The organism is Paraburkholderia sp. BCC1885, assembly GCF_900996235.1.
GTDB lineage: Bacteria > Pseudomonadota > Gammaproteobacteria > Burkholderiales > Burkholderiaceae > Paraburkholderia.
Genome location: NZ_CAAJGM010000111.1, coordinates 171,260 through 191,198, shown reverse-complemented (window position 1 = coordinate 191,198; position 19,939 = coordinate 171,260). Strand labels below are relative to the sequence as shown.

The 19,939-nt window shown below is 63.1% G+C and carries 19 protein-coding genes and 1 pseudogene; 15 read left to right on the top strand and 5 right to left on the bottom strand.

Annotated features, from left to right (window positions below):
- Positions 1-60 precede the first annotated feature (60 nt).
- The 10 genes and pseudogenes from mltG to FQ755_RS09830 all read left to right on the top strand — a co-directional run bounded on the left by mltG (position 61) and on the right by FQ755_RS09830 (position 8,695).
- Positions 61-1,071, top strand: coding sequence for an endolytic transglycosylase MltG (mltG, locus tag FQ755_RS09875; protein ID WP_144153576.1), 1,011 nt, complete (start codon positions 61-63; stop codon positions 1,069-1,071).
- Positions 1,071-1,691, top strand: a complete 621-nt coding sequence (tmk, locus tag FQ755_RS09870) for a dTMP kinase (protein WP_144154617.1) — start codon at positions 1,071-1,073, stop codon at positions 1,689-1,691. Before mltG ends, tmk begins: the two co-directional genes overlap by 1 nt.
- A gap of 94 nt (positions 1,692-1,785) precedes the next feature.
- Positions 1,786-2,823 carry a DNA polymerase III subunit delta' gene (locus tag FQ755_RS09865; RefSeq protein WP_144153574.1) on the top strand — a complete coding sequence of 346 codons (1,038 nt, stop codon included), beginning with the start codon at positions 1,786-1,788 and terminating at the stop codon, positions 2,821-2,823.
- A gap of 64 nt (positions 2,824-2,887) precedes the next feature.
- A complete protein-coding gene (locus tag FQ755_RS09860; protein WP_144153573.1) occupies positions 2,888-3,394 on the top strand; it encodes a GNAT family N-acetyltransferase in 507 nt (168 codons plus the stop codon).
- 58 nt (positions 3,395-3,452) lie between these two features.
- Positions 3,453-4,244 carry a TatD family hydrolase gene (locus FQ755_RS09855; protein ID WP_144153571.1) on the top strand — a complete coding sequence of 264 codons (792 nt, stop codon included), beginning with the start codon at positions 3,453-3,455 and terminating at the stop codon, positions 4,242-4,244.
- Between the two features lie 52 nt (positions 4,245-4,296).
- The gene (locus FQ755_RS09850) at positions 4,297-5,058 is read left to right on the top strand and encodes an ankyrin repeat domain-containing protein (RefSeq protein ID WP_144153569.1); all 762 of its coding nucleotides are present in this window, start codon (positions 4,297-4,299) and stop codon (positions 5,056-5,058) included.
- A gap of 120 nt (positions 5,059-5,178) precedes the next feature.
- Positions 5,179-5,535 carry a Rap1a/Tai family immunity protein gene (locus tag FQ755_RS09845; protein ID WP_144153567.1) on the top strand — a complete coding sequence of 119 codons (357 nt, stop codon included), beginning with the start codon at positions 5,179-5,181 and terminating at the stop codon, positions 5,533-5,535.
- Positions 5,536-5,722: 187 nt separating this feature from the next.
- Positions 5,723-7,141 (top strand): alpha,alpha-trehalose-phosphate synthase (UDP-forming), encoded by a 1,419-nt coding sequence (gene otsA / locus FQ755_RS09840; RefSeq protein WP_144153565.1) that lies wholly within the window; start codon positions 5,723-5,725, stop codon positions 7,139-7,141.
- Positions 7,142-7,232: 91 nt separating this feature from the next.
- Positions 7,233-7,405 (top strand): annotated as a pseudogene (locus tag FQ755_RS38055) (AAA family ATPase); the annotation flags it as partial.
- A gap of 219 nt (positions 7,406-7,624) precedes the next feature.
- Complete coding sequence (locus tag FQ755_RS09830; RefSeq protein WP_144153562.1) at positions 7,625-8,695, top strand: glycosyltransferase family 4 protein; 1,071 nt, start codon at positions 7,625-7,627, stop codon at positions 8,693-8,695.
- A 180-nt stretch (positions 8,696-8,875) separates the two neighbouring features.
- Here FQ755_RS09830 and FQ755_RS09825 read toward each other — a convergent pair whose 3' ends face one another.
- The 3 genes from FQ755_RS09825 to FQ755_RS09815 all read right to left on the bottom strand — a co-directional run bounded on the left by FQ755_RS09825 (position 8,876) and on the right by FQ755_RS09815 (position 10,845).
- Positions 8,876-9,463, bottom strand: a complete 588-nt coding sequence (locus FQ755_RS09825) for a YSC84-related protein (protein ID WP_144153560.1) — start codon at positions 9,461-9,463, stop codon at positions 8,876-8,878.
- Positions 9,464-9,871: 408 nt separating this feature from the next.
- Positions 9,872-10,318, bottom strand: coding sequence for a hypothetical protein (locus tag FQ755_RS09820; RefSeq protein ID WP_144153558.1), 447 nt, complete (start codon positions 10,316-10,318; stop codon positions 9,872-9,874).
- A gap of 239 nt (positions 10,319-10,557) precedes the next feature.
- Positions 10,558-10,845: a PsiF family protein gene (locus tag FQ755_RS09815; protein ID WP_144153556.1), complete on the bottom strand. Its 288-nt coding sequence runs from the start codon at positions 10,843-10,845 to the stop codon at positions 10,558-10,560.
- A 1,088-nt stretch (positions 10,846-11,933) separates the two neighbouring features.
- Here FQ755_RS09815 and FQ755_RS09810 point away from each other — a divergent pair.
- Positions 11,934-13,040, top strand: a complete 1,107-nt coding sequence (locus tag FQ755_RS09810; protein WP_144153554.1) for a DUF6566 family protein — start codon at positions 11,934-11,936, stop codon at positions 13,038-13,040.
- Positions 13,041-13,116: 76 nt separating this feature from the next.
- On the opposite strand, the gene FQ755_RS09805 is transcribed toward FQ755_RS09810, so the two are convergent.
- The gene (locus FQ755_RS09805) at positions 13,117-14,637 is read right to left on the bottom strand and encodes a mannose-1-phosphate guanylyltransferase/mannose-6-phosphate isomerase (protein WP_144153552.1); all 1,521 of its coding nucleotides are present in this window, start codon (positions 14,635-14,637) and stop codon (positions 13,117-13,119) included.
- Between the two features lie 149 nt (positions 14,638-14,786).
- Complete coding sequence (locus tag FQ755_RS09800; RefSeq protein WP_144153550.1) at positions 14,787-15,083, bottom strand: hypothetical protein; 297 nt, start codon at positions 15,081-15,083, stop codon at positions 14,787-14,789.
- A gap of 173 nt (positions 15,084-15,256) precedes the next feature.
- On the opposite strand from FQ755_RS09800, the gene FQ755_RS09795 reads away from it, so the two are divergent.
- The 4 genes from FQ755_RS09795 to FQ755_RS09780 all read left to right on the top strand — a co-directional run bounded on the left by FQ755_RS09795 (position 15,257) and on the right by FQ755_RS09780 (position 19,842).
- The gene (locus tag FQ755_RS09795; RefSeq protein WP_144153548.1) at positions 15,257-16,654 is read left to right on the top strand and encodes an undecaprenyl-phosphate glucose phosphotransferase; all 1,398 of its coding nucleotides are present in this window, start codon (positions 15,257-15,259) and stop codon (positions 16,652-16,654) included.
- A gap of 115 nt (positions 16,655-16,769) precedes the next feature.
- Positions 16,770-18,194: a UDP-glucose dehydrogenase family protein gene (locus tag FQ755_RS09790; protein WP_144153546.1), complete on the top strand. Its 1,425-nt coding sequence runs from the start codon at positions 16,770-16,772 to the stop codon at positions 18,192-18,194.
- A 20-nt stretch (positions 18,195-18,214) separates the two neighbouring features.
- Entirely contained in the window at positions 18,215-18,676 is a 462-nt protein-coding gene (locus tag FQ755_RS09785) for a low molecular weight phosphotyrosine protein phosphatase (protein ID WP_144153544.1), read from the top strand.
- Positions 18,670-19,842: a polysaccharide biosynthesis/export family protein gene (locus tag FQ755_RS09780; protein WP_144153542.1), complete on the top strand. Its 1,173-nt coding sequence runs from the start codon at positions 18,670-18,672 to the stop codon at positions 19,840-19,842. Before FQ755_RS09785 ends, FQ755_RS09780 begins: the two co-directional genes overlap by 7 nt.
- Positions 19,843-19,939: the final 97 nt, after the last annotated feature.

Sequence of the window (19,939 nt, the reverse complement as noted above, 5' to 3'; positions counted from 1 at the left end):
ATTCTGACTTTAGCTAGGGCAAGCAAGTATTATATGGGGTCCACCCCAGCCATGTTTCGCATGTCCCTTCTGAAGAAATGTCTCGTTGCCAGCACGATCGTCGTGGCGCTGGCCGCAGCCGCCGTGGTCGGCGGATATCACTGGGCCAACACTCCCGTCAGCCTGACTCCTCCGCAGCTCGACGTCACCGTCAAACCGCATAGCAGCCTGCGCAGCGTCACGCTGCAGCTCAATCGTGGCGGCGTGCCGGTCGAACCGGAACTGTTCGTCATCATGACGCGCCTGCTCGGGCTGCAAAGCCAGCTCAAATCGGGCAACTACGAGTTCAAGAGCGGCGTGACGCCCTACGAAGTGCTGCAAAAACTCGCGCGCGGCGACGTCAACGAGTACGTGGCGACCATCATCGAAGGCTGGACCTTCAAGCACATGCGCGCCGAACTCGACACCAATCCGGCGCTCACGCACGACACGGCCGGCATGAGCGACGCCGCGCTGCTGACGGCGATCGGCGCGCCGGAAGCGGCCATCGGCAACGGCGAGGGGCTGTTTTTCCCGGACACGTATCTGTTCGACAAGAACACCAGCGATCTCGACGTCTACCGCCGCGCCTATCACCTGATGCGCGAGCGCCTCGATGAGGCCTGGTTGGCACGAGCGCCAGGCCTTCCGTACAAAACGCCTTATGATGCGTTGACGATGGCTTCGATCATCGAAAAGGAAACCGGCAAGGCGTCGGACCGGCCGATGGTCGCCGCGGTATTCGCCAACCGGCTGCGCGCGGGCATGCCGCTGCAGACCGATCCCACGGTGATCTACGGCATGGGCGACAGCTACGCGGGGCATTTGCACAAGCACGATCTGCTGACCGACACCCCCTACAATACCTATACCCGAATGGGCCTACCGCCAACCCCAATTTCGTTGCCGGGCGTCGCCTCGCTACAGGCGGCGCTGAACCCGGCACAGACCACCGCGTTGTACTTCGTGTCGCGCGGCGACGGCAGCAGCATTTTTTCTGACACTCTCGGCGATCACAACAAGGCCGTCGACAAATATATTCGAGGGCAATGATGGCGCGGGGCAAATTCATCACGTTCGAAGGCATTGACGGTGCGGGCAAGACCACCCATCTCGCGTGGTTTCGCGAGCGCCTCGAACAGCACATCGCGTCGGGCGGCCGCTCGGTCGTCGTGACGCGCGAGCCGGGCGGCACCGCGCTCGGCGAGTCGCTGCGCGAAATCCTGCTGCACCAGAAGATGGATCTCGAAACCGAGGCCTTGCTGATGTTCGCCGCACGCCGGGAACATCTGGCCGAGGTGATCGAGCCGGCGCTGGCGCGCGGCGACTGGGTGCTCTCGGACCGTTTCAGCGACGCGACCTTTGCCTACCAGGGCGGCGGCCGCGGCCTGCCGCGCGACAAGCTCGAAGCGCTGGAGCGCTGGGTGCAGGGCGGTTTTCAGCCGGATCTGACGCTGCTGTTCGACGTGGCGCCGGACACCGCCAGCGAGCGGCGCAGTTCGGCGCGCGAACCGGACCGCTTCGAGAGCGAATCGGATGCGTTTTTTGCCCGCACGCGCGCCGAATATCTGCGCCGCGCGGAAGAGGCGCCGTACCGGTTCGCTATCATCGACTCTTCGCAGAGCATTCCGAGTATCCAGAAAAGACTCGAAGAGTTGATCTCAACGCTTTGATTTTGAATGAATATAATGACGTCTTATGACGGCATCAATAGTTCTTGTAACTTGCGAGAAAACGCCGTCAACCAATTGAATTAAAAGAGAAATAATGATTTATCCGTGGCAAGCCGATGACTGGAACCGTCTGCAACAACTGCGTGGGCACTGGCCGCATGCGTTGCTGCTGCATGGGCAGGCGGGGATCGGCAAGCTGCGCTTTGCGCAGCATTTGGCGCAAGGTCTGCTGTGCGAGGCGCAGCAGGCCAACGGCGAGCCGTGTGGCGCCTGCGCGGCCTGCAACTGGTTCGTGCAGGGCAACCACCCGGACTACCGGATCGTGGTGCCTGAGGCGCTCGCCGCCGAGGCAGGCCTCGCTAATGCCGCCGCGGACGATAAAGCCGAAAAAGCCGACGCCGACGAGGGCAAGAAGACCCGCGCGCCCAGCAAGGAAATCAAGATCGAACAGGTGCGCGCGCTGCTGGACTTTTGCGGCGTGGGCTCGCATCGCGGCGGTGCACGCGTCGTGGTGCTGGCGCCGGCCGAGGCGCTCAACGTCGCGGCCGCCAATGCGCTTCTGAAAACGCTCGAAGAACCGCCCGCGGGCGTGGTGTTCCTGATGGTCTCGGCGCGCATCGACCGTCTGCTGCCCACCATTATCAGCCGCTGCCGGCAGTGGCCCATGACGGCGCCCGCCGCGGATGTCGCCACGCCGTGGCTGGCCGCGCAAGGCGTCGACGATGCCCCGGCGCTGCTTGCCGAAGCGGGCGGCGCGCCCTTGACCGCGCTGGCGCTGGCGAGCGACGAAAACCGCGCGCTGCGTGACTGGACTCTCAAGCAACTGGCCGCTGGCGCGCAGTGCGACGCGTTTGCCTGCGCCGAGACCTTGCAGAAGCTGCCGGTGCCGCTGGTGCTCGGCTGGCTGCAGCGCTGGCTGTACGACCTGCTCGCGCAACGCACCGCCGGCACGCCGCGCTATTTCCCGCAGGCCGGCGCGGCGCTTACCCGCTGCGCCGCCCAGGCCGACACCGCCGCGTTCGCCCGCTATTCGCGCAGCGTGACGCGCCAGCGCGCGGTGGAAAACCATCCGCTGAATGCACGGCTGGTCTTCGAGGAGCTGTTTATCGGCTATCGCGACCTGTTTGCGTGAGTTCGGCGCCGCGTTTAGACCTGCTGACACCTTCCCATTGATCCCTGATCGCTTTAAAGCCGCCATGAGCCTTTCTTACCGTGACGCCACGCTCGACGACCTGCCCGCCATCGTCGCCATTTACAACTCCACGGTGCCGTCGCGCCAGGTCACGGCCGATCTGGAGCCGGTGAGCGTCGAAAGCCGGCTTGCCTGGTTTCACGCGCACGGGCCGGAAAAACGGCCGCTGTGGGTGGTCGAAGCGGAGGGCCGGGTGATCGCGTGGCTGAGTTTCTCGGATTTCTACGGCCGCCCGGCGTATTCGCGCACTGCCGAGGTCAGCATTTATCTCGACGCAGCGGCGCGCGGCAAGGGCCTCGGCAAGCAGTTGCTGACAGCGGCGCTGGCCGCCGCGCCGGCACTCGGTATCGACACCGTGCTGGGCTTCATTTTCGGCCACAATGAAGCGAGCCTGCGGCTGTTCCAGAGCTTCGGCTTCGGCGAATGGGGCACGCTGCGGCGCGTCGCGGTGCTGGACGGCGTCGAGCGCGATCTGCTGATCCTCGGGCTGCGGCTCGACGCGGCGGCCTGACGGGCGCGCTCGCCTGAAGGCACCTGAATCACCACCCGTTTTAACGCAGGACACCACCATGTTTGTCGACTCGCACTGTCACATCAACTTCGAAGGACTCGCCGAGCGCCTGCCGCAGGTCATCGAGAACATGCGCACCCATTCGGTCACGCATGCGCTGTGCGTGTCGGTCGACCTGGAGAGCCTGCCGTCGGTGCTGGCCGTCGCCGAGGCGTATGAGAACGTCTACGCCTCGGTGGGCGTGCATCCGGATCACGAGGACGCTGAGGAGCCGAGCGTCGCCGAGCTGGTCGAACTGGCGCGGCATCCGAAGGTGGTCGCCATCGGCGAGACGGGCCTCGACTATTACCGCCTCGAAGGCCGCACGATCGCCGACATGGAATGGCAGCGCGAGCGGTTTCGCACTCACATCCGCGCCGCGCACGCGACGGGCAAGCCGCTCATCATCCATACCCGCTCGTCGTCGGAAGACACGCTGCGGATCATGGCCGAGGAGCGCGCGGGCGAGCCCGGTGGCGTGATGCACTGCTTCACGGAGCCGTGGGCGATCGCCGAACAGGCGTTGGCGCAGAATTTTTACATTTCGCTCTCCGGCATCGTCACTTTCAAAAGCGCGACCGACGTGCAGGACGTCGCACGCCGTGTTCCTCTCGAGCGTCTCCTGATCGAAACCGACTCGCCGTACCTCGCGCCGGTGCCGTATCGCGGCAAGCCGAATGAACCTGCGTTCGTAAGTTATGTCGGACGCTTCATCGCCCAACAACGCGAGATGCCGGATGCGGCGCTGGCCGCCGCCACGACAGAAAACTTCTTCCGGCTCTTCAGGATTCCTGCGCCGGCCGGCGCCTGAAGCCTGAAATCGAATATTATCAACAGGATAGGGACGTTTCCTAAAGCTATATATGAATAAATACCTGACTCAGATCCACACTGGAATCGCCTCGTTGCACCGCACCGCGCCCGCAGCCGATCGCGCGCGAGGCCCGGCGTCGCTGCGGCGCGGCGCGGTTCGGCTCGCCCGCGTCGTACTCGCCGGCGCTGCCACATTCGCGGCATTCGCGGCCGTGCCGGCGCAGGCCGCGCCCGCCGACACCATGATCAAGGCAGTCAAGTTCGACGACGTGAAAGAGGTCAACAAGCAGATCGCCAACGGCATGGACCCGAATCTGACCGACGACCAGGGCATGCCGCTGCTGGTGCTCGCGGCCCGCGAAAAGTCGGAGAAGGTCGCGGCCGCGCTGGTCGCCAATCCGAAGACCAACATCGAGATCACCGACAAGGCCGGCGAAAACGCCATGATGCTGGCCGCGCTGAACGGCGACATGGACATGGTGCAACTGCTGATCTCGAAGGACGCCGAGGTCAACAAGAAGGGCTGGACACCGCTGCACTACGCGGCCGCCAATGGCCATGACGACATCGTCAAGCTGCTGCTCGACCACTCGGCCTATGTTGACGCCGGTTCGCCGAACGGCACCACGCCGCTGATGATGGCGGCACGCGGCGGCCATGTTTCGACCGTGAAGCTGCTGCTCGACAACGGCGCGGACCTGAACGTGAAGAACCAGATCGGCATGAACGCACTCGACTTCGCCAAGCAGTACAAGGAGCCGGACGTCGTCGAAGGCCTGACGGCGCGCATGCAGCAAACGCAGCAGAAGTAAGGCAGACGGCGTGCTTCGCATGCCGCGAAAACAGTGCAGAATAACGGCTACGGCGCGCTTTGGGGCGCGCCGTTTCTATGCGGCATCAGACCGCTCGATCATTACCCTGGAAGGATCACCATGCTGCGGGCTTTGATTTGCGCCAGCGCGCTTGCTGTACCGCTAACGGCTAGCGCGTTTACGGGAGGCGACCTCAACAGGCTGTGCGAGAAAACGGACGTGGCGTCACGCAGTGCCTGCGCCGCCTATATCGAAGGCGCCGCCGACGGCGTCTTCAACACCATCGATGCGATCGGCGGCACTACCGGTCCGCGCGTCGGGCAGTACTTCTGCCTGCCGCAGGACGCGCGCTCGCAACAGTTGACCGATGCGGTGCGCAAATACATCGCGGAGAATCCGAACGCCGCCGGCTATAACGCCAGTACCGCGATTTCCCTCGGGCTCGGCAAGGCGTTTCCCTGCCGCAGCGGCGAGTAAGGCGGGCGGGGCTGGAGGCTTGATCTGCCGGGGCTGTGGCCTGTAAAACCCCGCCGCGCAAGGCCGGCTGCCGGCCGGACTTGCAACTGATCCTCCTCGAGACGGGTCGAAGTGGCATTCTGACCTGACAAGCGAACCTGGACGGCGCGCTCCTGCGGCCGTCCGCTGAACCGAGGAGGACGAGGACATGGGCCGACTGATCGTCGTGTCGAATCGCGTCGCAACGCCGACGGAAACCAGGGGATCGGCAGGCGGCCTCGCTGTCGGCGTGTTCGGCGCTCTGAAGGACGCCGGAGGCGTGTGGTTCGGCTGGAGCGGCGACGTGGTCAGCGAAACCGTGGCCAATGCCGGTCCCACGCTGGAACAGGAAGGCGCGGTGACGTTTGCCACCGTCGGCCTCACGCGCAAGGACTATGACCAGTACTATCGCGGCTTTTCGAACGCCACGCTGTGGCCGGTGTTCCACTATCGCAACGACCTCGCCCGTTACGAGCGCGAAGAATACGCGGGATACCGGCGCGTCAACGCGTGGCTCGCGCACCGTCTGATCAAGCTGCTCGAACCCGACGACGTCATCTGGGTACACGACTATCATCTGATCCCGTTTGCCGAAGCGTTGCGCTCCGAGGGCATCACCAACCGGATCGGCTTTTTCCTGCACATTCCGTTTCCGGCGCCGCAGATCCTGCTCAATATTCCGCCGCACGAAGAGCTGGTGAAGTCGCTTTGCTGCTACGACCTGCTGGGTTTCCAGACCGCCACCGACCAGCAGGCCTTCCACGACTACCTGGTGCGCCACGCGCGCGGCAGCGTCACCGCGGATGGTCACGCGGAAGCCTTCGGACGCAAGCTGCGCACGGGCGTGTACCGGATCGGCGTATTCCCCGATGAAATCGCCGAGCAGGCCCAGCGTTACGAAAGCCGCCAGCACGTGCTCGATCTCAAGCAAAGCCTCGAAGGCCGCAAGCTGATCATGAGCGTCGACCGGCTCGACTATTCGAAGGGCCTCGTCGAGCGGTTTCGTGCCTTCGAGCATCTGCTGGAGCGCTCGCCCGAATGGCGCGGCAATGTCACGCTGGTGCAGATCGCGCCGCCCACGCGCTCGGACGTCGTCACCTATCAGCAGATCCGTCAGGACCTCGAATACGAAGCGGGGCGCATCAACGGCCGCTATTCGGGCCTCGATTACACGCCGATCCGCTATCTGAATCAGCGCTACGACCGCTGGAAACTGATGTCGCTGTTTCGCGAGTCGCAGATCGGCTTCGTCACGCCGCTGCACGACGGCATGAATCTGGTCGCCAAGGAGTATGTGGCCGCGCAGAACCCCGACGATCCGGGCGTGCTGGTGCTGTCGATCTTCGCGGGCGCGGCGGCGGAACTGAGCGGCGCGCTGCTGGTGAATCCGCACGACTCGGTGGGCATGTGCGAAGCCTTGCAGCGCGCGCTGTCGATGCCGCTCGAAGCGCGCCAGCGCCGTCACGAGATCAACATGGCGGCGTTGCGCGCGAGCGACCTCGGCGTGTGGCGCGATTCGTTCCTGCACGACCTGCGCAGCGTGCCGCTGCATGTGGCGGCGCAAGGGCCGGCGGGCCGCTCGTCCTGATGCGAGGCGCCATGCTGGGCGCGCTCGCGATTGCCAACTATCGCTCGCTGCGTGAAGCGATCGTGCCGCCCGGCGCGCTGAATATCGTCACCGGGCCGAACGGCATTCGCAGGTAGTGGTGGTGTCGCACGCGGCGCGGCTGATTGCGGCGCTCGAGCGTGAGGACGGCGGTCATTCATCGTGCTCGAAAAGGAGCTGGGCGCCACGCGCATTGCCGGTGCGGATGAGCTGGACATGCCGCCGTGGAGGTGGCCGGTGCGTTGATCACGCCAAATGCGGACGCCAATTGTAGACGCCCGATGCGACGCCATATTTCCCTGCCGGAGCCTTACTCAGGCTGGGAAACGGCCGTCATCGGGGATTCCATGCAGCACGGATGTTTCCTGACTGTAACAGCGCAAAGCAATTGAAAGGATTGCGGCTTTTTAGGGCGTAATCGGCAATAATTGGCGGCACGGACACAAGCAGGTCACGGAGACAACGATGAGAATTGCTCAAATCGCCCCTTTGACGGAATCGGTGCCGCCCAAGCTGTACGGCGGGACTGAGCGCGTCGTCTCGTACATCACCGAGGCGCTGGTCGACCTCGGCCACGACGTGACGCTGTTTGCAAGCGGCGACTCGGTCACCAACGCGAAACTCGAAGCGGTCTGGCCGCGCGCGCTGCGGCTCGACCCGGGCATTCGCGACCGCATCGCGCCGCACATGCTGCTGATGGAGCTGGTACGCCGCCAGGCCGAATCGTTCGACGTGCTCCATTTCCACATGGACTATTACTCGTTCTCCGTCTTCAAACGCCAGGACACGCCTTTTGTCACGACCTTGCACGGCCGGCTCGATTTGCCGGAGCAGCAGCCGGTCTTCGACACCTTCAACACCGCGCCAGTTATCTCCATTTCGAACTCGCAGCGCCAGCCTCTGCCGCAGGCCAAATGGCTGACGACGGTCTATCACGGCCTGCCGGAAATGCTTTACACGCCTCAACCGGTCGAACAGCGATACCTGGCGTTTCTTGGCCGCATCTCGCCGGAAAAGCGCGTCGATACGGCGATCCGCATTGCCGGCCGCTGTGGGCTGCCCATCCGGATCGCGGCGAAGGTCGATTCGGCCGACCAGGAGTATTTCGAGCGCGACATCAAACCGCTGCTGGATCTGCCGTATGTGGAGTTCATCGGTGAGATCGCCGACGACCAGAAGGCCGAATTCCTCTCGGGCGCGCACGCGCTGCTGTTTCCGATCGACTGGCCGGAGCCGTTCGGTCTCGTGATGATCGAGGCGATGGCGTGCGGCACGCCGGTGATCGCCTTCAATCGCGGCGCGGTACCGGAGGTGCTGGACGACGGCGTGACGGGTTTTATCGTCGAAGACGAGATTGGCGCCGTGGCCGCGGTGAATCGATTGCATAAGGTGCCGCGCGCCGGCGTGCGGGCCCGCTTCGAGGCGCGCTTTACCTCGCGGCGGATGGCGCAGCAGTATGTCGACGCGTATCAGTCGGTGATTCGCGCGCAGAAGCGTGCGCGCTTTAAGGTGATCGATACGTCCGCCCCGCGCTAGGTGGCGCGGCCCGCCGCCGCTTCTTGCACGAGAGGACACGCGAGCGGCGGCGTCCGGGGAACACGCAGCTGCGGCACGCAGCCCACAGCACGAACACACACAGCAAGAAAAACGGCGATGCCTCAGGAGGCATCGCCGTTTTTTGTTGGGAGGCTGCGCGCCTCCCTCATGCCGCGCGGCTTAGATCTTCAGGCGCGAGACCTTGGTGCCGTTGATCGACACGTCGCCCATCAGGCCGGCATTCGTCATGACGAACACTTCGACCGGTGCGGTGGCGGTAGTGGTGTCGATCGCGCCGTTGGCGCCCATCTTCACGAGCGCGACCGAAGCGTCGCCGCCGGCGGACCAGCCGTCGGTGTTGCGGAATTTGTCGAGCGCGTCCTGCGTCATGAACAGGAAGATGATGGCCTTCGACTGCGCGCCAGCCTGCAGGCCAAACGAGCCCGAGACCGTGCTGTAGTAGCCGACCGTGCCGCCGCCGACCTTCAGCGAACCCTCGCCATACTGGCCGCCGACAATAAAGCCCGCCTGCAGGACCGACGGGAATACCAGTACGCCACGCGCCTTCGACACGAGCTCACGCGAGCCGGGCACCGTCTGGAAGAGGCGCGACATGGTGCCGTCCACGCTGGCGTCGATCGACTGACGCTTGGACATGTTGGTCGAAGCGTTATCGGGCTGGCCCGACGACGTTGTGCACCCAGCGAGTGCAAGGCTTCCGAAAGCTAACGCGGCGGTTATGTTGAGCATGAAGTTTCGTCTTTGCATCGTTTTTCTCCATCACGGTTCCTGGGCGCAACCTCAAGTGGTGTTGCTGGGTTGCCTGATTAGTTATATCACACGCGCGCTTAAAGGGGGCAAACCCCGTGTGCCGAAAACCCTTATGGGGCGGGGCTTTGCGGCCAATTCTAAAAAACTGTTGGGTAACATTGACCGATCGCAAGGGCGTCGTCAAAGCATGTCAGGCGCTTAAAACGCAGCGAATTTTGCGCCGACCTCGCGTTTGCCCTAGCGCCCATGCGGGCAGTTTAGAAAAGCCGTCGACGCGTCACTTTTTACCGATTTCGGATGCGCACGCACCGTATGAAATAAAAATGAAAGAATTGTTCGAATGTGTTGCAAAGATGCCGCATCGCGTTCGCGCAACAGCCGCCGCAGGCGGCGACGCGCCCGCACTCAATGATTTGTCGTACTTTTGACAGAAGGCGGTCGGCGCAGCGCGCGCCGAATTCCGCCAATCACCATGCCGATCACAAACAGGATCGCCGCCGGCACCACCCAATAGCCGACGAAGGCGTGCCACAGGTAAGCAAACAGCGTGGTGCGGCGCAGGGCATATTCGTCGCGCGCTTCCTGCTGACGGGGCGCATTGGCGGCCAGTACGTCGGCTGGGCAACCGGCGGCACGTGCTTCGTCGGGGTCGCCGTGGCAGCGGGCGAGGGCGCCGGCGGCGCGTTGGGCGTCGGTGAGATTCCAGCTGGTCAGCGAGCGGTCGAGGTCGACGGCGTTATAAGCCATCTCCTCCTGGATTTCGCGCACCGCGACAATCGCGACCGGCACCGCCCAAAAGACGATGACGACCAGCCACCGCCTGAACCAGCGGTTTTTGTGTCTCCATACCATTCTTGCCTCCGTTCAATGCTCTTTGGCATCAACGACAAGATGGCGGCCCGATGGCGCATTGGTGTTGTATAGATGGGCCGTCTCCGCAGCCATCATAGAAGAAAATGCCGGATTCGGGCGAATCGACTTTGCAGGCGGGGTTAGCGGCCAAATGAGGGCGGCGCGCGGAGAGCGCGTGAGAGGGGGGAACGGGAAGGCGGGAGAGCGGGCGCGCTGGCGGCGCCCGCAGCAGCTCGCGCTTAGCTCTTGTTGCTTAGGCAGGTGGACATGAAGGCCTTGCGATCATCGCCTTTCTTGCCGGCGGCTTGCGTATTGCAGGCTTTCATCTTGTCCTGTTGCGACATCGGCGCGGCGGCGGGCTTCGCCGACAGGCACGATTTCATGAAGGCTTTGCGGTCGTCGCCTTTCTTGTCGCCGGCCTGCTGGTTGCAGGCGGTCATCTTCGACTGCTGGCTGTTCTGGGCCAAAGCGGGCGACGCAAGCACGGCGCCGAGCACGAGGGCAGCGAGAGCGGACTGGATCTTCATGGGACACTCCATCGGTAGTGAAACTGTTATTGGTAGTTGTACAACCGGGCGTCAGAGGCATCCGTTTGCCCATCGCCGTCGTTATTATGGCAAAACTGTCAGGTAAAACGGATGACGCTGTTGGCCGGTTGACAGGCTGCGGGGCTGGTTTTCCCTGGAGCGAGCGGCAGGCGGCGATGGCGGCCTGACGGGCTCTCCCGCAACGCGAATGGGGGTTCTGGCAGGTTCTCAGTAAAGCGATCCGGCATTTACGTGGCGCGCAAATATTATGGATTCCGTATTAAACGACATGGCGCCGGGCGATTGTCTACACGCTTATTCAGGTTTCGCAATACCTTGCAGAGCGCACACATTGGCATCTCAACCATTCGAACGGCATCAATAAGAATTCGGCAGAAAATTCCGTAACTATCGTAATGATGCAATATTGACATGATTGATACGCGATGAATTTTTTGCCCGGCAATTCACGCGACATTGTCATGTTCTATCGGGCGATTTAGCGCGAGTGACAGCGCGATCTGGCGTGGTGAGCAGCACGGCGACACTGCGCTACCGCATGCGAGCGAAGCGCAAAACCAGCACAAAACAGGCTCAAAACAAGTGCATCATGCGACGGAGCCAACGCGCGCAAGCCGCTTACCCACCGCGCATGCGCCGATCTCGCCGACGATAAAAAAGCGTAAAAATCTTCAGCCATCATTACGCCGAAATTGCTGGAATATTCCACCAAAGGGGTCTGCACGATAGCCGGTTGCGCTGTTGCCACTGACACCTGTTCCGCGGCGGCTATTAGAAAATCGCCACCGCAAATGGGACAAGATTGTTTCCATCCGTAACACTTGTCATTGTCATATTCATGCAAACCCTGGTGATGGTATGCTTCCTGCACAAATTCTCCAATGCACGAGTGAGACCACGTTTTGTGCTTCGCGGTGGGGAAGGTTCGCACTATCACAGTGCGGCATGCGCGATTTAGCCGGGACGTAAATACATATTTGTGCAACCGAGGGCACTACACGAATCGTGAACGCTGAATTCGTGAGCGGCCCAACGCCGCAGCCTGGCCAGGCTGTGTGGAGAACCGCATGTTTTTCGATGAGCTAAGCAATGACGAATGGGCGCTGCTGGCGGCGCTTGTTTCCGATGAGCCGGCGGTCCGTCTGAATCGACGCGGCCGGCCGCGCGCCGAGCCACGTGTCGTGGCGAACGCCGTCCTGTGGATACTCACAACCGGCGAGCCCTGGTCGAAACTGCCGGGGCGCTATCCGTCCGGTCCAACCTGCCGGCGCCGTTTTGAAGAATGGCAACTGAACGGCACGCTCGCCGAGATGGTCAGCCTGTTGTCGCAAACGGGACGTACCTTCGTCTACGTCCCGCAGGCTTCGCAGCCGGTGGCGGCGAAGCCTGCTGTGCAGCCGGAGGCGGCGGCCGCGCGCGAAGACAGCCTGCGCGGCGTGAGCTGGAAGAGCCCCGAATCGTGGCAGACGCCTGCCGGCGTCACCAACGGCTGGCGCTCGCTCGATCCGCTTGCCGACATGACGCGTCAGTTGTCCGGCGCGCTGCCGCATGAAGCCGCGCCGCGCGCCGAGCCGCCCGTCAGCCGCACGGCCGTGTTGGGTGGTGTGACGCCGCAGCGCGATTATCCGCGCAGTCCGCTGCCCATGAGCGTCGCGGCGCGCGGCACGCAGATCGTCGATCGTCCCGGTTACGTGATCTACGTGACGGCCGAGCGTGTGCCGAATGCGATGTATCGCGCCTGGGCCGAGATCGAGCACGATGGCCGTCGCGTCGAGCGTTCCGGCCTCGTCGGCCCACGTTTCGCGAATCCGGACGACGCGCGGGAATACGCGCTGGAATGGGCGCGTCAATGGATCGACCGGCAGGCCCCGGTGACGAATGCAGCGCCGACTCCGCCACCGATGCCGGATGCCCACCCACGCCCCCTGCCGCCCGCGCGGACCATGCCGAATACACCCACGGTCGTGTCGGCAGGAGTGCGCGTCGACGTGCCGCCAGGCAATCAGGTCAACGGATCATCAGGAGTGCCGACAGTCGGTCTCGTCGCGAAGCCCATCGGCGCGCCGCTGACGGGCTCGTTGCGGGCGCCGCTGCGCCGCTATCCCGGCGAAGTGACGACGGACACAGCCGAACGATTCCCGACGGCTTCAGAGCTCATTTCCCACGCAGGATGAGCCAAAGAGCAACCCGCGGACGGTAGGAGCAACCGCCGCAGGATCCGCATAGAAAGCAAGTGACAAACTGCAGGGTTCACTGTCGTCCGTAGGTGTCGTCGAAGCGCACGATGTCGTCTTCGCCGAGATAGGAGCCGGACTGCACCTCGATCATTTCCAGCGGCATCTTGCCTGGATTTTCGAGGCGGTGAGTCGTGCCAAGCGGAATGTAGGCCGATTCGTTCTCGGAGACGATGAAACGCTCTTCACCGCGCGTGACGAGTGCCGTGCCGCGCACCACGATCCAGTGTTCGGCGCGGTGATGATGCATTTGCAGCGACAGCCGCCCGCCCGGATTGACGACAATGCGTTTGACCTGGAAGCGCTCGCCGCTGTCCACCGAATCGTAGTGGCCCCACGGACGGTGAACCTTGCGATGGTTCGCCGCCAGCGCGCCGCCCTCGGCGCGAATCCGGCCGACGATCTTCTTCACGTCCTGCACGCGCGATTTGTCGGCCACCAGCACGGCGTCGGCCGTCTCCACGATGACGAGATCTTGGGTGCCTACGCAGGCAATCAGCCTGCCTTCGGAATGCGCGAAGGTCGAGGCCGAGCCTTCGAACATCACATTGCCGCGCCCCACATTGTCGGCGCCGTCCTTGGGCAGGATCTGCCAGATGGCATCCCATGAACCCACATCGGACCAGCCCGCGCGCAACGGCACGACCACGCCCGCGGCAACCGAAGGATCGCCGCCGAGCTGTTCCATGACCGCGTAGTCGATCGAATTGGACGGCGAGGCGCTGAATGCTTCGCGCTGCAGGCGGAAGAAATCGCCGTCGGCCGTGCCGCCGGCAACGGCCGCTTCGCAGGCGGCGAGAATCGCCGGCTGAAAATGTCCGATGGCGGTAAGCCACGTCGAGGCGCGCATGATGAAGATGCCGCTATTCCACCAGTACTCCTTAGATTCGACGTAACGCTGCGCGAGTTCGAGGTGCGGCTTCTCGACGAAACGGTCGAGCTTGTGGGCGTCGAGCGCGCCCACCTGGCCGAGCGGGGCGCCGAGGCGAATGTAGCCGTAGCCGGTTTCCGCGTGCGTCGGCACGATGCCCATGGTGACGATATGGCCTTCGTGCGCATGCTGCACGCCCGCGGCGACCGCGGCGTGGAAGGCTTCGACGTCGGTGACCGCGTGGTCGGCGGGCATCACCACCATGATGCCGTCTTCGTCCTGAGCGGCAATCGACAGCGCCGCCACCGTCAAGGCCGGCGCCGTATCGCGTCCGGCGGGTTCGAGGATCAGGCGGCTCGGCTTGCCGCTGGTGCGCAATTGCTCGGCGGTGGTAAAGCGATGCTCTTCATTGGCGACCACGATCAGCTGATCGGCGAGCGGATGCCCGGCGTCGAGCGCGTCGAGGCGGCGCGTGGTGGACTGCAGCAGCGAGTCGGCACCGAGGAGGCCAATCAGCTGCTTCGGATATTGCTCGCGTGACATGGGCCACAGGCGGGTGCCGGAGCCGCCCGCCAGAATGACGGGATGAACCTTCAGCTTGACCTTCAGGGGTGCGGCGGTGTCTGGCCGGGTGTCGGCGACGGACGCCGTAACCGTTGCTGTCATGGTGATGTACTCCTCGGGGCTGGGTGAGTGCTTCGAGTTTTATCACGGCGTAAATAAGCAATAAAAGATCGTTAATCGAAGTCTTTGAAAAATTAATCGTAAAGCGGTATCCGAACAGGCTGAATAATTTCGCTTTTATTGCAGGGCATCTAAAAAATTAAAAAATAATCATCGAAAAATGGCGAGGAATTTTGCACTGCGGCAGAGTGCTGAAAAAAGGGGCAGCACGTCGAAATCTCACTGCGTGCAAGGTTTTGCCCGAAAACCGGCGGATATCGTCGTGGCGGAAGGTTTCCGGCCCGTAAAAAACATGCTGCAAAGCAACATTTGCCGAAAAAATCACAAAAAAAATCGGCAAATATGACCGATACAATTTGAGATATTTTGCGATCTTGCGGCGCGAATTTTAATACCGCCTTATCTAGGCTGTACGGGTATTCACTCATGCAGTTTTTCGATTCCGAATGGGTTTGCCGAACTAAAGCGCCGCTTCATTGGCAGCTTCATTGGTAATTACGCAGCGGCCCGAAATGAATGCCGGTAGCCGATGTTTTTCCCGCGGTGCGCACGCCCGCCTACTTCACGGATGGAACTTGACTGACGATCTGAGGTGCAGCGCATGCTGAGCGTTCTATCGAGAATCATCGACATCGCCATGGTCGCGCTGGCCGCGCTGCTTGCCGCGGCCGTGCATAACGGGCAATGGGTCTGGCTGGACGATGTGCAGAGCGTCTCGCTGGCGTTCGACTGCCTGCTGGTGGTGGTGTTCTTTCCCGCGCTGGGGATCTATCAGTCGTGGCGCGGCAAGGCGCTCATGGACCTGCTGTTCCGCGTCTCGGGCGCGTGGGTGATCGTGGAGACCACCGGCGTGCTGATCAGCTTCAGCCTGCACCGCTCCGACCTGCTGTCGCGCCTGTGGCTGCTGTACTGGGCGGCGGCGGCCATCGTGCTGCTGATGGTCACCAAGGCGCTGGTTTATTCGGTGCTCAAGGGCATCCGCCGCGAGGGCTTCAATCACAAGGCGGTGGCGATCGTCGGCGGCGCGCCCTACGGCAAGTTTCTGATCGAGCAGATGCGCAGCCGCCCGGAAGCGGGCTTCAGCCCGCTGGTGGTGTATGACGAAGACGGCCCGATCGATCCTTATCAGGATCCCGAAGCAGTCGAGTCGGTCGAGGGCGTGCCGGTAGAGCGCGATTTCGCCGCGATGATCCAGCTGGTGCGCGATCGTGCGATCCGCGAGTTGTGGCTCGCGCTACCGATCTCGAAGGAAAAGACCATCCATCGTTTCGTGATGGAGTTGCGCAACGACTTCGTCAACATCCGTTTCATTCCGGACGTGCGCAGCCTCACGCTCTTCAGCCAGCCGATGGTCGATCTGCTCGGCGTGCCGGCCATCAACCTCGCCGCCTCGCCGATCACCGATCTGCGCGTGCTGCCCAAGCGCGTGTTCGATCGCGTGTTCGCATTCGGTGCGCTCACCGCGCTCGCGCCGCTGATGCTCGTCATCGCGGTGATGGTCAAGCTGTCGTCGCCGGGACCGGTGTTTTTCCGGCAGAAGCGCAAGGGCATCGACGGCAACCAGTTCGAGATCTACAAGTTCCGCTCGATGAAAGTGCACGCGGAGGCGGCCGGCAAGATCACTCAGGCGACCCGGCGCGACCCGCGCATCACAGCAGTGGGTGCATTCCTGCGCCGCACCAGCCTCGATGAACTACCGCAGTTCATCAACGTGCTGCGCGGCGAGATGTCGGTGGTGGGACCGCGGCCCCACGCGCTCGAACACGACGACATCTACAAGGACCTGGTGAAGGGCTACATGCACCGCTACCGCATCAAGCCGGGCATCACCGGCTGGGCGCAGATCAACGGCTATCGGGGCGAAACCGACCGCATCGAAAAGATGATGGGACGTGTGAAGCTCGACCTGTACTACATGCAGAACTGGACGTTCTGGCTCGACATCAAGATCGTTGTACTGACTTTCTGGAAGGGCTTCGTGGGCAGCAATGCGTATTGAGCACCGTCCTGAGCATTGGCTTGACTCGATTTCCGAACACAGACACGCAAAAGCGGGCGCCGGCATGACGCCGGCGCCCAGATTCAGAACCCTTCAAATCTCCGAGGTGTAATTCATGAACGTGACGATCATTGGCAGCGGCTATGTGGGCCTCGTGACAGGTGCCTGTCTTGCCGACATCGGCAACGACGTGTTCTGTCTCGACCTCGATCAGCGCAAGATCGACGTGCTCAACGGCGGCGGCGTACCGATCCACGAGCCGGGCCTGCAGGAGATCATCGCGCGCAACCGCAAGGCAGGGCGCCTGACGTTTTCGACCGATGTCGCCGCGGCGGTCGCGCACGGCGACATCCAGTTCATCGCGGTGGGCACGCCGTCCGACGAAGACGGCTCGGCCGATCTGCAATACGTGCTGGCCGCCGCGCGCAATATCGGCCGCCATATGACCGGCTTCAAGGTGATCGTCGACAAATCCACCGTGCCGGTCGGCACTGCCGTGCGGGTGCGCAGCGCGATCGCCGAGGAGCTGGCCACGCGTGGCGCGCAGCATATGTTCTCGGTGGTATCGAATCCGGAGTTCCTGAAAGAGGGCGCCGCGGTCGAAGATTTCACGCGGCCCGATCGCATCGTGCTCGGCTGCGACGAAGACGTGCCGGGCGAAAAGGCCCGCGAACTGATGAAGCGCCTCTACGCGCCGTTCAACCGCAACCGCGAACGCACGCTGTACATGGACGTGCGCTCGGCCGAATTCACCAAGTACGCCGCCAACGCGATGCTGGCCACGCGCATCTCCTTCATGAACGAACTGGCGAATCTCGCGGACCGCGTGGGCGCCGATATCGAAGCAGTGCGGCGCGGCATCGGCTCGGATCCGCGCATCGGCTACGACTTCCTGTACGCCGGCTGCGGTTATGGCGGCTCGTGCTTTCCGAAGGACGTGCAGGCGCTTATCAACACCGCCGTCGAGCATCACGCGGACCTGCGCATTCTGGAAGCCGTCGAAGCCGTCAACGAAACGCAGAAGAAGATTCTCGCGGAGAAGATCGTCACCCGTCTCGGCGACGATCTGGCGGGCCGCACCTTCGGCGTCTGGGGCCTCGCCTTCAAGCCCAATACCGACGACATGCGCGAAGCGCCGAGCCGCCCGCTGATTGCCGAACTGCTGCGACGCGGGGCGCGCGTGAAAGCCTACGACCCGGTCGCGGTCGACGAAGCGAGGCGCGTGTTCGCGCTCGATCTGCAGCACGCACCGCAACAGCACGCGCGGCTTAGCTTCGAGAGCGAGGAAATGGACGTGGCGCGCGGCGCCGACGCGCTGGTGATCCTGACGGAATGGAAAGTCTTTAAGAGTCCTGATTTCGGCAGCCTGAAACAGCATCTGAAAACACCGCTGATTTTCGATGGCCGCAATCTGTACGAGCCCGAAACGCTGCAGGAACTCGGCATCGAATATCACGCCATCGGCCGCCAGCACGCCCAGCCCGGTGCGTCGGCGCGCGGCGCGCAGCAGGTCGCCGGCGCGGCCGCCACCGCGCAGTGAGTTTGACAAGGAGTTCGCCTATGTTCGCCAACGTTCTGATTGTCTGTCACGCCAACGTGTGCCGTTCGCCGGCCGCGGAAATGCTGTTCAAGGCACGTCAGCACAGCGCCACGGGCGCCGCAGGAGACCCACGGCGTGCAATCCGGTTTCATTCGGCGGGCATCCGCGCCGTCGACGGCTACGGCATGGATCCGGTGATGCGGCGCCTGCTCGCCGAGCGCGGCGTCGCCTCCGGTATCCACTACTCGCGACGCCTGAGTCGCCAGATCGTGCGTGACGCCGATCTGGTGCTGGTGACCGAGCGCCGTCAGGTCAGAGACGTCGAGGCGCTCGATCCGGTGTCGCGCGGCAAGGTGTATCCGCTCGGCCAGTGGCAGGACTCCGATGTCACCGATCCGCACGGAGGCGCGGAAACCGAGTATCGCGAGAGCCTCGTGCTCATCGAACACCTGGTCATGGAATGGCTGAAAAAAATATGCTGAAACGAAATCTCACTGCTGCTCTTTTGCTGACGGCTTTTTTGTCGGCCTGCGCGACCGCACCCGGCAATTATCTCGACACCTCCAGTCTGAAAGAGGAATCGCCGAGCAAGCCGGCCGAAACCTATCCGGTCCATCTGATCGATTCCGATCTCGTCATGGCCCAGGCGCAGCAGGCGGCCGCGCAGCAGCATCCGCTGCCGCCGAGCCGCTACAGCGATACGTCGCAATACGTGTATCACGTGGCGCCGCAGGACATTCTCGGCATCACCGTGTGGGATCACCCTGAACTGACGACGCCGAACGGCAGCACGCTCTCCACCGGCGACAACACCACGCAGACCCTCGCTGGCGCCGTGCAGCAGCCGTACACGACCGCTTTGCCGGGCCAGGCCGATCCGTATGGTCAGACCGTCGCACCGGACGGCACGATCTTCTTCCCGTTCGTCGGACGCATGCAGGCGGGCGGCAAGACAGTGAGCGACATCCGCAGCGAACTGACGCGGCGTCTCGTGCCGTACATCCGCAATCCGCAGGTGGACGTGCGGGTGCTGTCGTTCCGCAGCCAGAAGGTGCAGGTGACCGGCGAAGTGAAGTCGCCGGGGCCGCTCGCCATCAGCGACGTGCCGCTCACGCTGGTCGATGCGATCACACGTTCGGGCGGCAGTACGTCGATTGCGGATATCCAGCGCGTGCGGCTGACGCGCAACAACCAGCTTTATGTGCTCGACGCCAACGGCGTGCTCGACCGCGGCGATACGAGCCAGAACGTGATGCTGCAGCCGGGCGACATCGTCAACGTGCCGGACCGCGTCGATAGCCGCGTGTTCGTGATGGGCGAGGTGAAAACCCCGCAGACGGTGTCGATGCTGAGAGGAAAGCTCACCATTGCCGACGCGCTCACGCAGGCCACCGGGATTCTCGACACCGACGCGAACCCTCGCCAGATTTACGTGCTGCGCGGCATGAAAGACCATCCGACCACGCCGGAGGTGTATCGGCTCGACATGACTCAGCCGAACGCCATCATGCTGTCGTCGCAGTTCCAGTTGCAGCCGCTGGACGTGGTGTATGTCGGCACGGCGCTTTCGACGACCTTCAACCGCGTCATCCAGCAGGTGCTGCCGGCTATCCAGTCGGTGTTCTACATCAAGGAAATGACGAACTAGGCGCCTGACCTGCCAACGGTCCTCGGCTGTGCGAAACAATGCGCGGACGAGGACCCGCGGCGACCAACCGGGATCGAATTGTGAGCACTCAAGTAAA

Excerpts from the sequence above, each read along its gene's own strand:
- mltG (WP_144153576.1), top strand. The coding sequence starts at position 61 with ATGTCCCTTCTGAAGAAATGTCTCGTTGCCAGCACGATCGTCGTGGCG.
- tmk (WP_144154617.1), top strand. The coding sequence starts at position 1,071 with ATGGCGCGGGGCAAATTCATCACGTTCGAAGGCATTGACGGTGCGGGC.
- FQ755_RS09865 (WP_144153574.1), top strand. The coding sequence starts at position 1,786 with ATGATTTATCCGTGGCAAGCCGATGACTGGAACCGTCTGCAACAACTG.
- FQ755_RS09860 (WP_144153573.1), top strand. The coding sequence starts at position 2,888 with ATGAGCCTTTCTTACCGTGACGCCACGCTCGACGACCTGCCCGCCATC.
- FQ755_RS09855 (WP_144153571.1), top strand. The coding sequence starts at position 3,453 with ATGTTTGTCGACTCGCACTGTCACATCAACTTCGAAGGACTCGCCGAG.
- FQ755_RS09850 (WP_144153569.1), top strand. The coding sequence starts at position 4,297 with ATGAATAAATACCTGACTCAGATCCACACTGGAATCGCCTCGTTGCAC.
- FQ755_RS09845 (WP_144153567.1), top strand. The coding sequence starts at position 5,179 with ATGCTGCGGGCTTTGATTTGCGCCAGCGCGCTTGCTGTACCGCTAACG.
- otsA (WP_144153565.1), top strand. The coding sequence starts at position 5,723 with ATGGGCCGACTGATCGTCGTGTCGAATCGCGTCGCAACGCCGACGGAA.
- FQ755_RS09830 (WP_144153562.1), top strand. The coding sequence starts at position 7,625 with ATGAGAATTGCTCAAATCGCCCCTTTGACGGAATCGGTGCCGCCCAAG.
- FQ755_RS09825 (WP_144153560.1), bottom strand. The coding sequence starts at position 9,463 with ATGCAAAGACGAAACTTCATGCTCAACATAACCGCCGCGTTAGCTTTC.
- FQ755_RS09820 (WP_144153558.1), bottom strand. The coding sequence starts at position 10,318 with ATGGTATGGAGACACAAAAACCGCTGGTTCAGGCGGTGGCTGGTCGTC.
- FQ755_RS09815 (WP_144153556.1), bottom strand. The coding sequence starts at position 10,845 with ATGAAGATCCAGTCCGCTCTCGCTGCCCTCGTGCTCGGCGCCGTGCTT.
- FQ755_RS09810 (WP_144153554.1), top strand. The coding sequence starts at position 11,934 with ATGTTTTTCGATGAGCTAAGCAATGACGAATGGGCGCTGCTGGCGGCG.
- FQ755_RS09805 (WP_144153552.1), bottom strand. The coding sequence starts at position 14,637 with ATGACAGCAACGGTTACGGCGTCCGTCGCCGACACCCGGCCAGACACC.
- FQ755_RS09800 (WP_144153550.1), bottom strand. The coding sequence starts at position 15,083 with ATGAGTGAATACCCGTACAGCCTAGATAAGGCGGTATTAAAATTCGCG.
- FQ755_RS09795 (WP_144153548.1), top strand. The coding sequence starts at position 15,257 with ATGCTGAGCGTTCTATCGAGAATCATCGACATCGCCATGGTCGCGCTG.
- FQ755_RS09790 (WP_144153546.1), top strand. The coding sequence starts at position 16,770 with ATGAACGTGACGATCATTGGCAGCGGCTATGTGGGCCTCGTGACAGGT.
- FQ755_RS09785 (WP_144153544.1), top strand. The coding sequence starts at position 18,215 with ATGTTCGCCAACGTTCTGATTGTCTGTCACGCCAACGTGTGCCGTTCG.
- FQ755_RS09780 (WP_144153542.1), top strand. The coding sequence starts at position 18,670 with ATGCTGAAACGAAATCTCACTGCTGCTCTTTTGCTGACGGCTTTTTTG.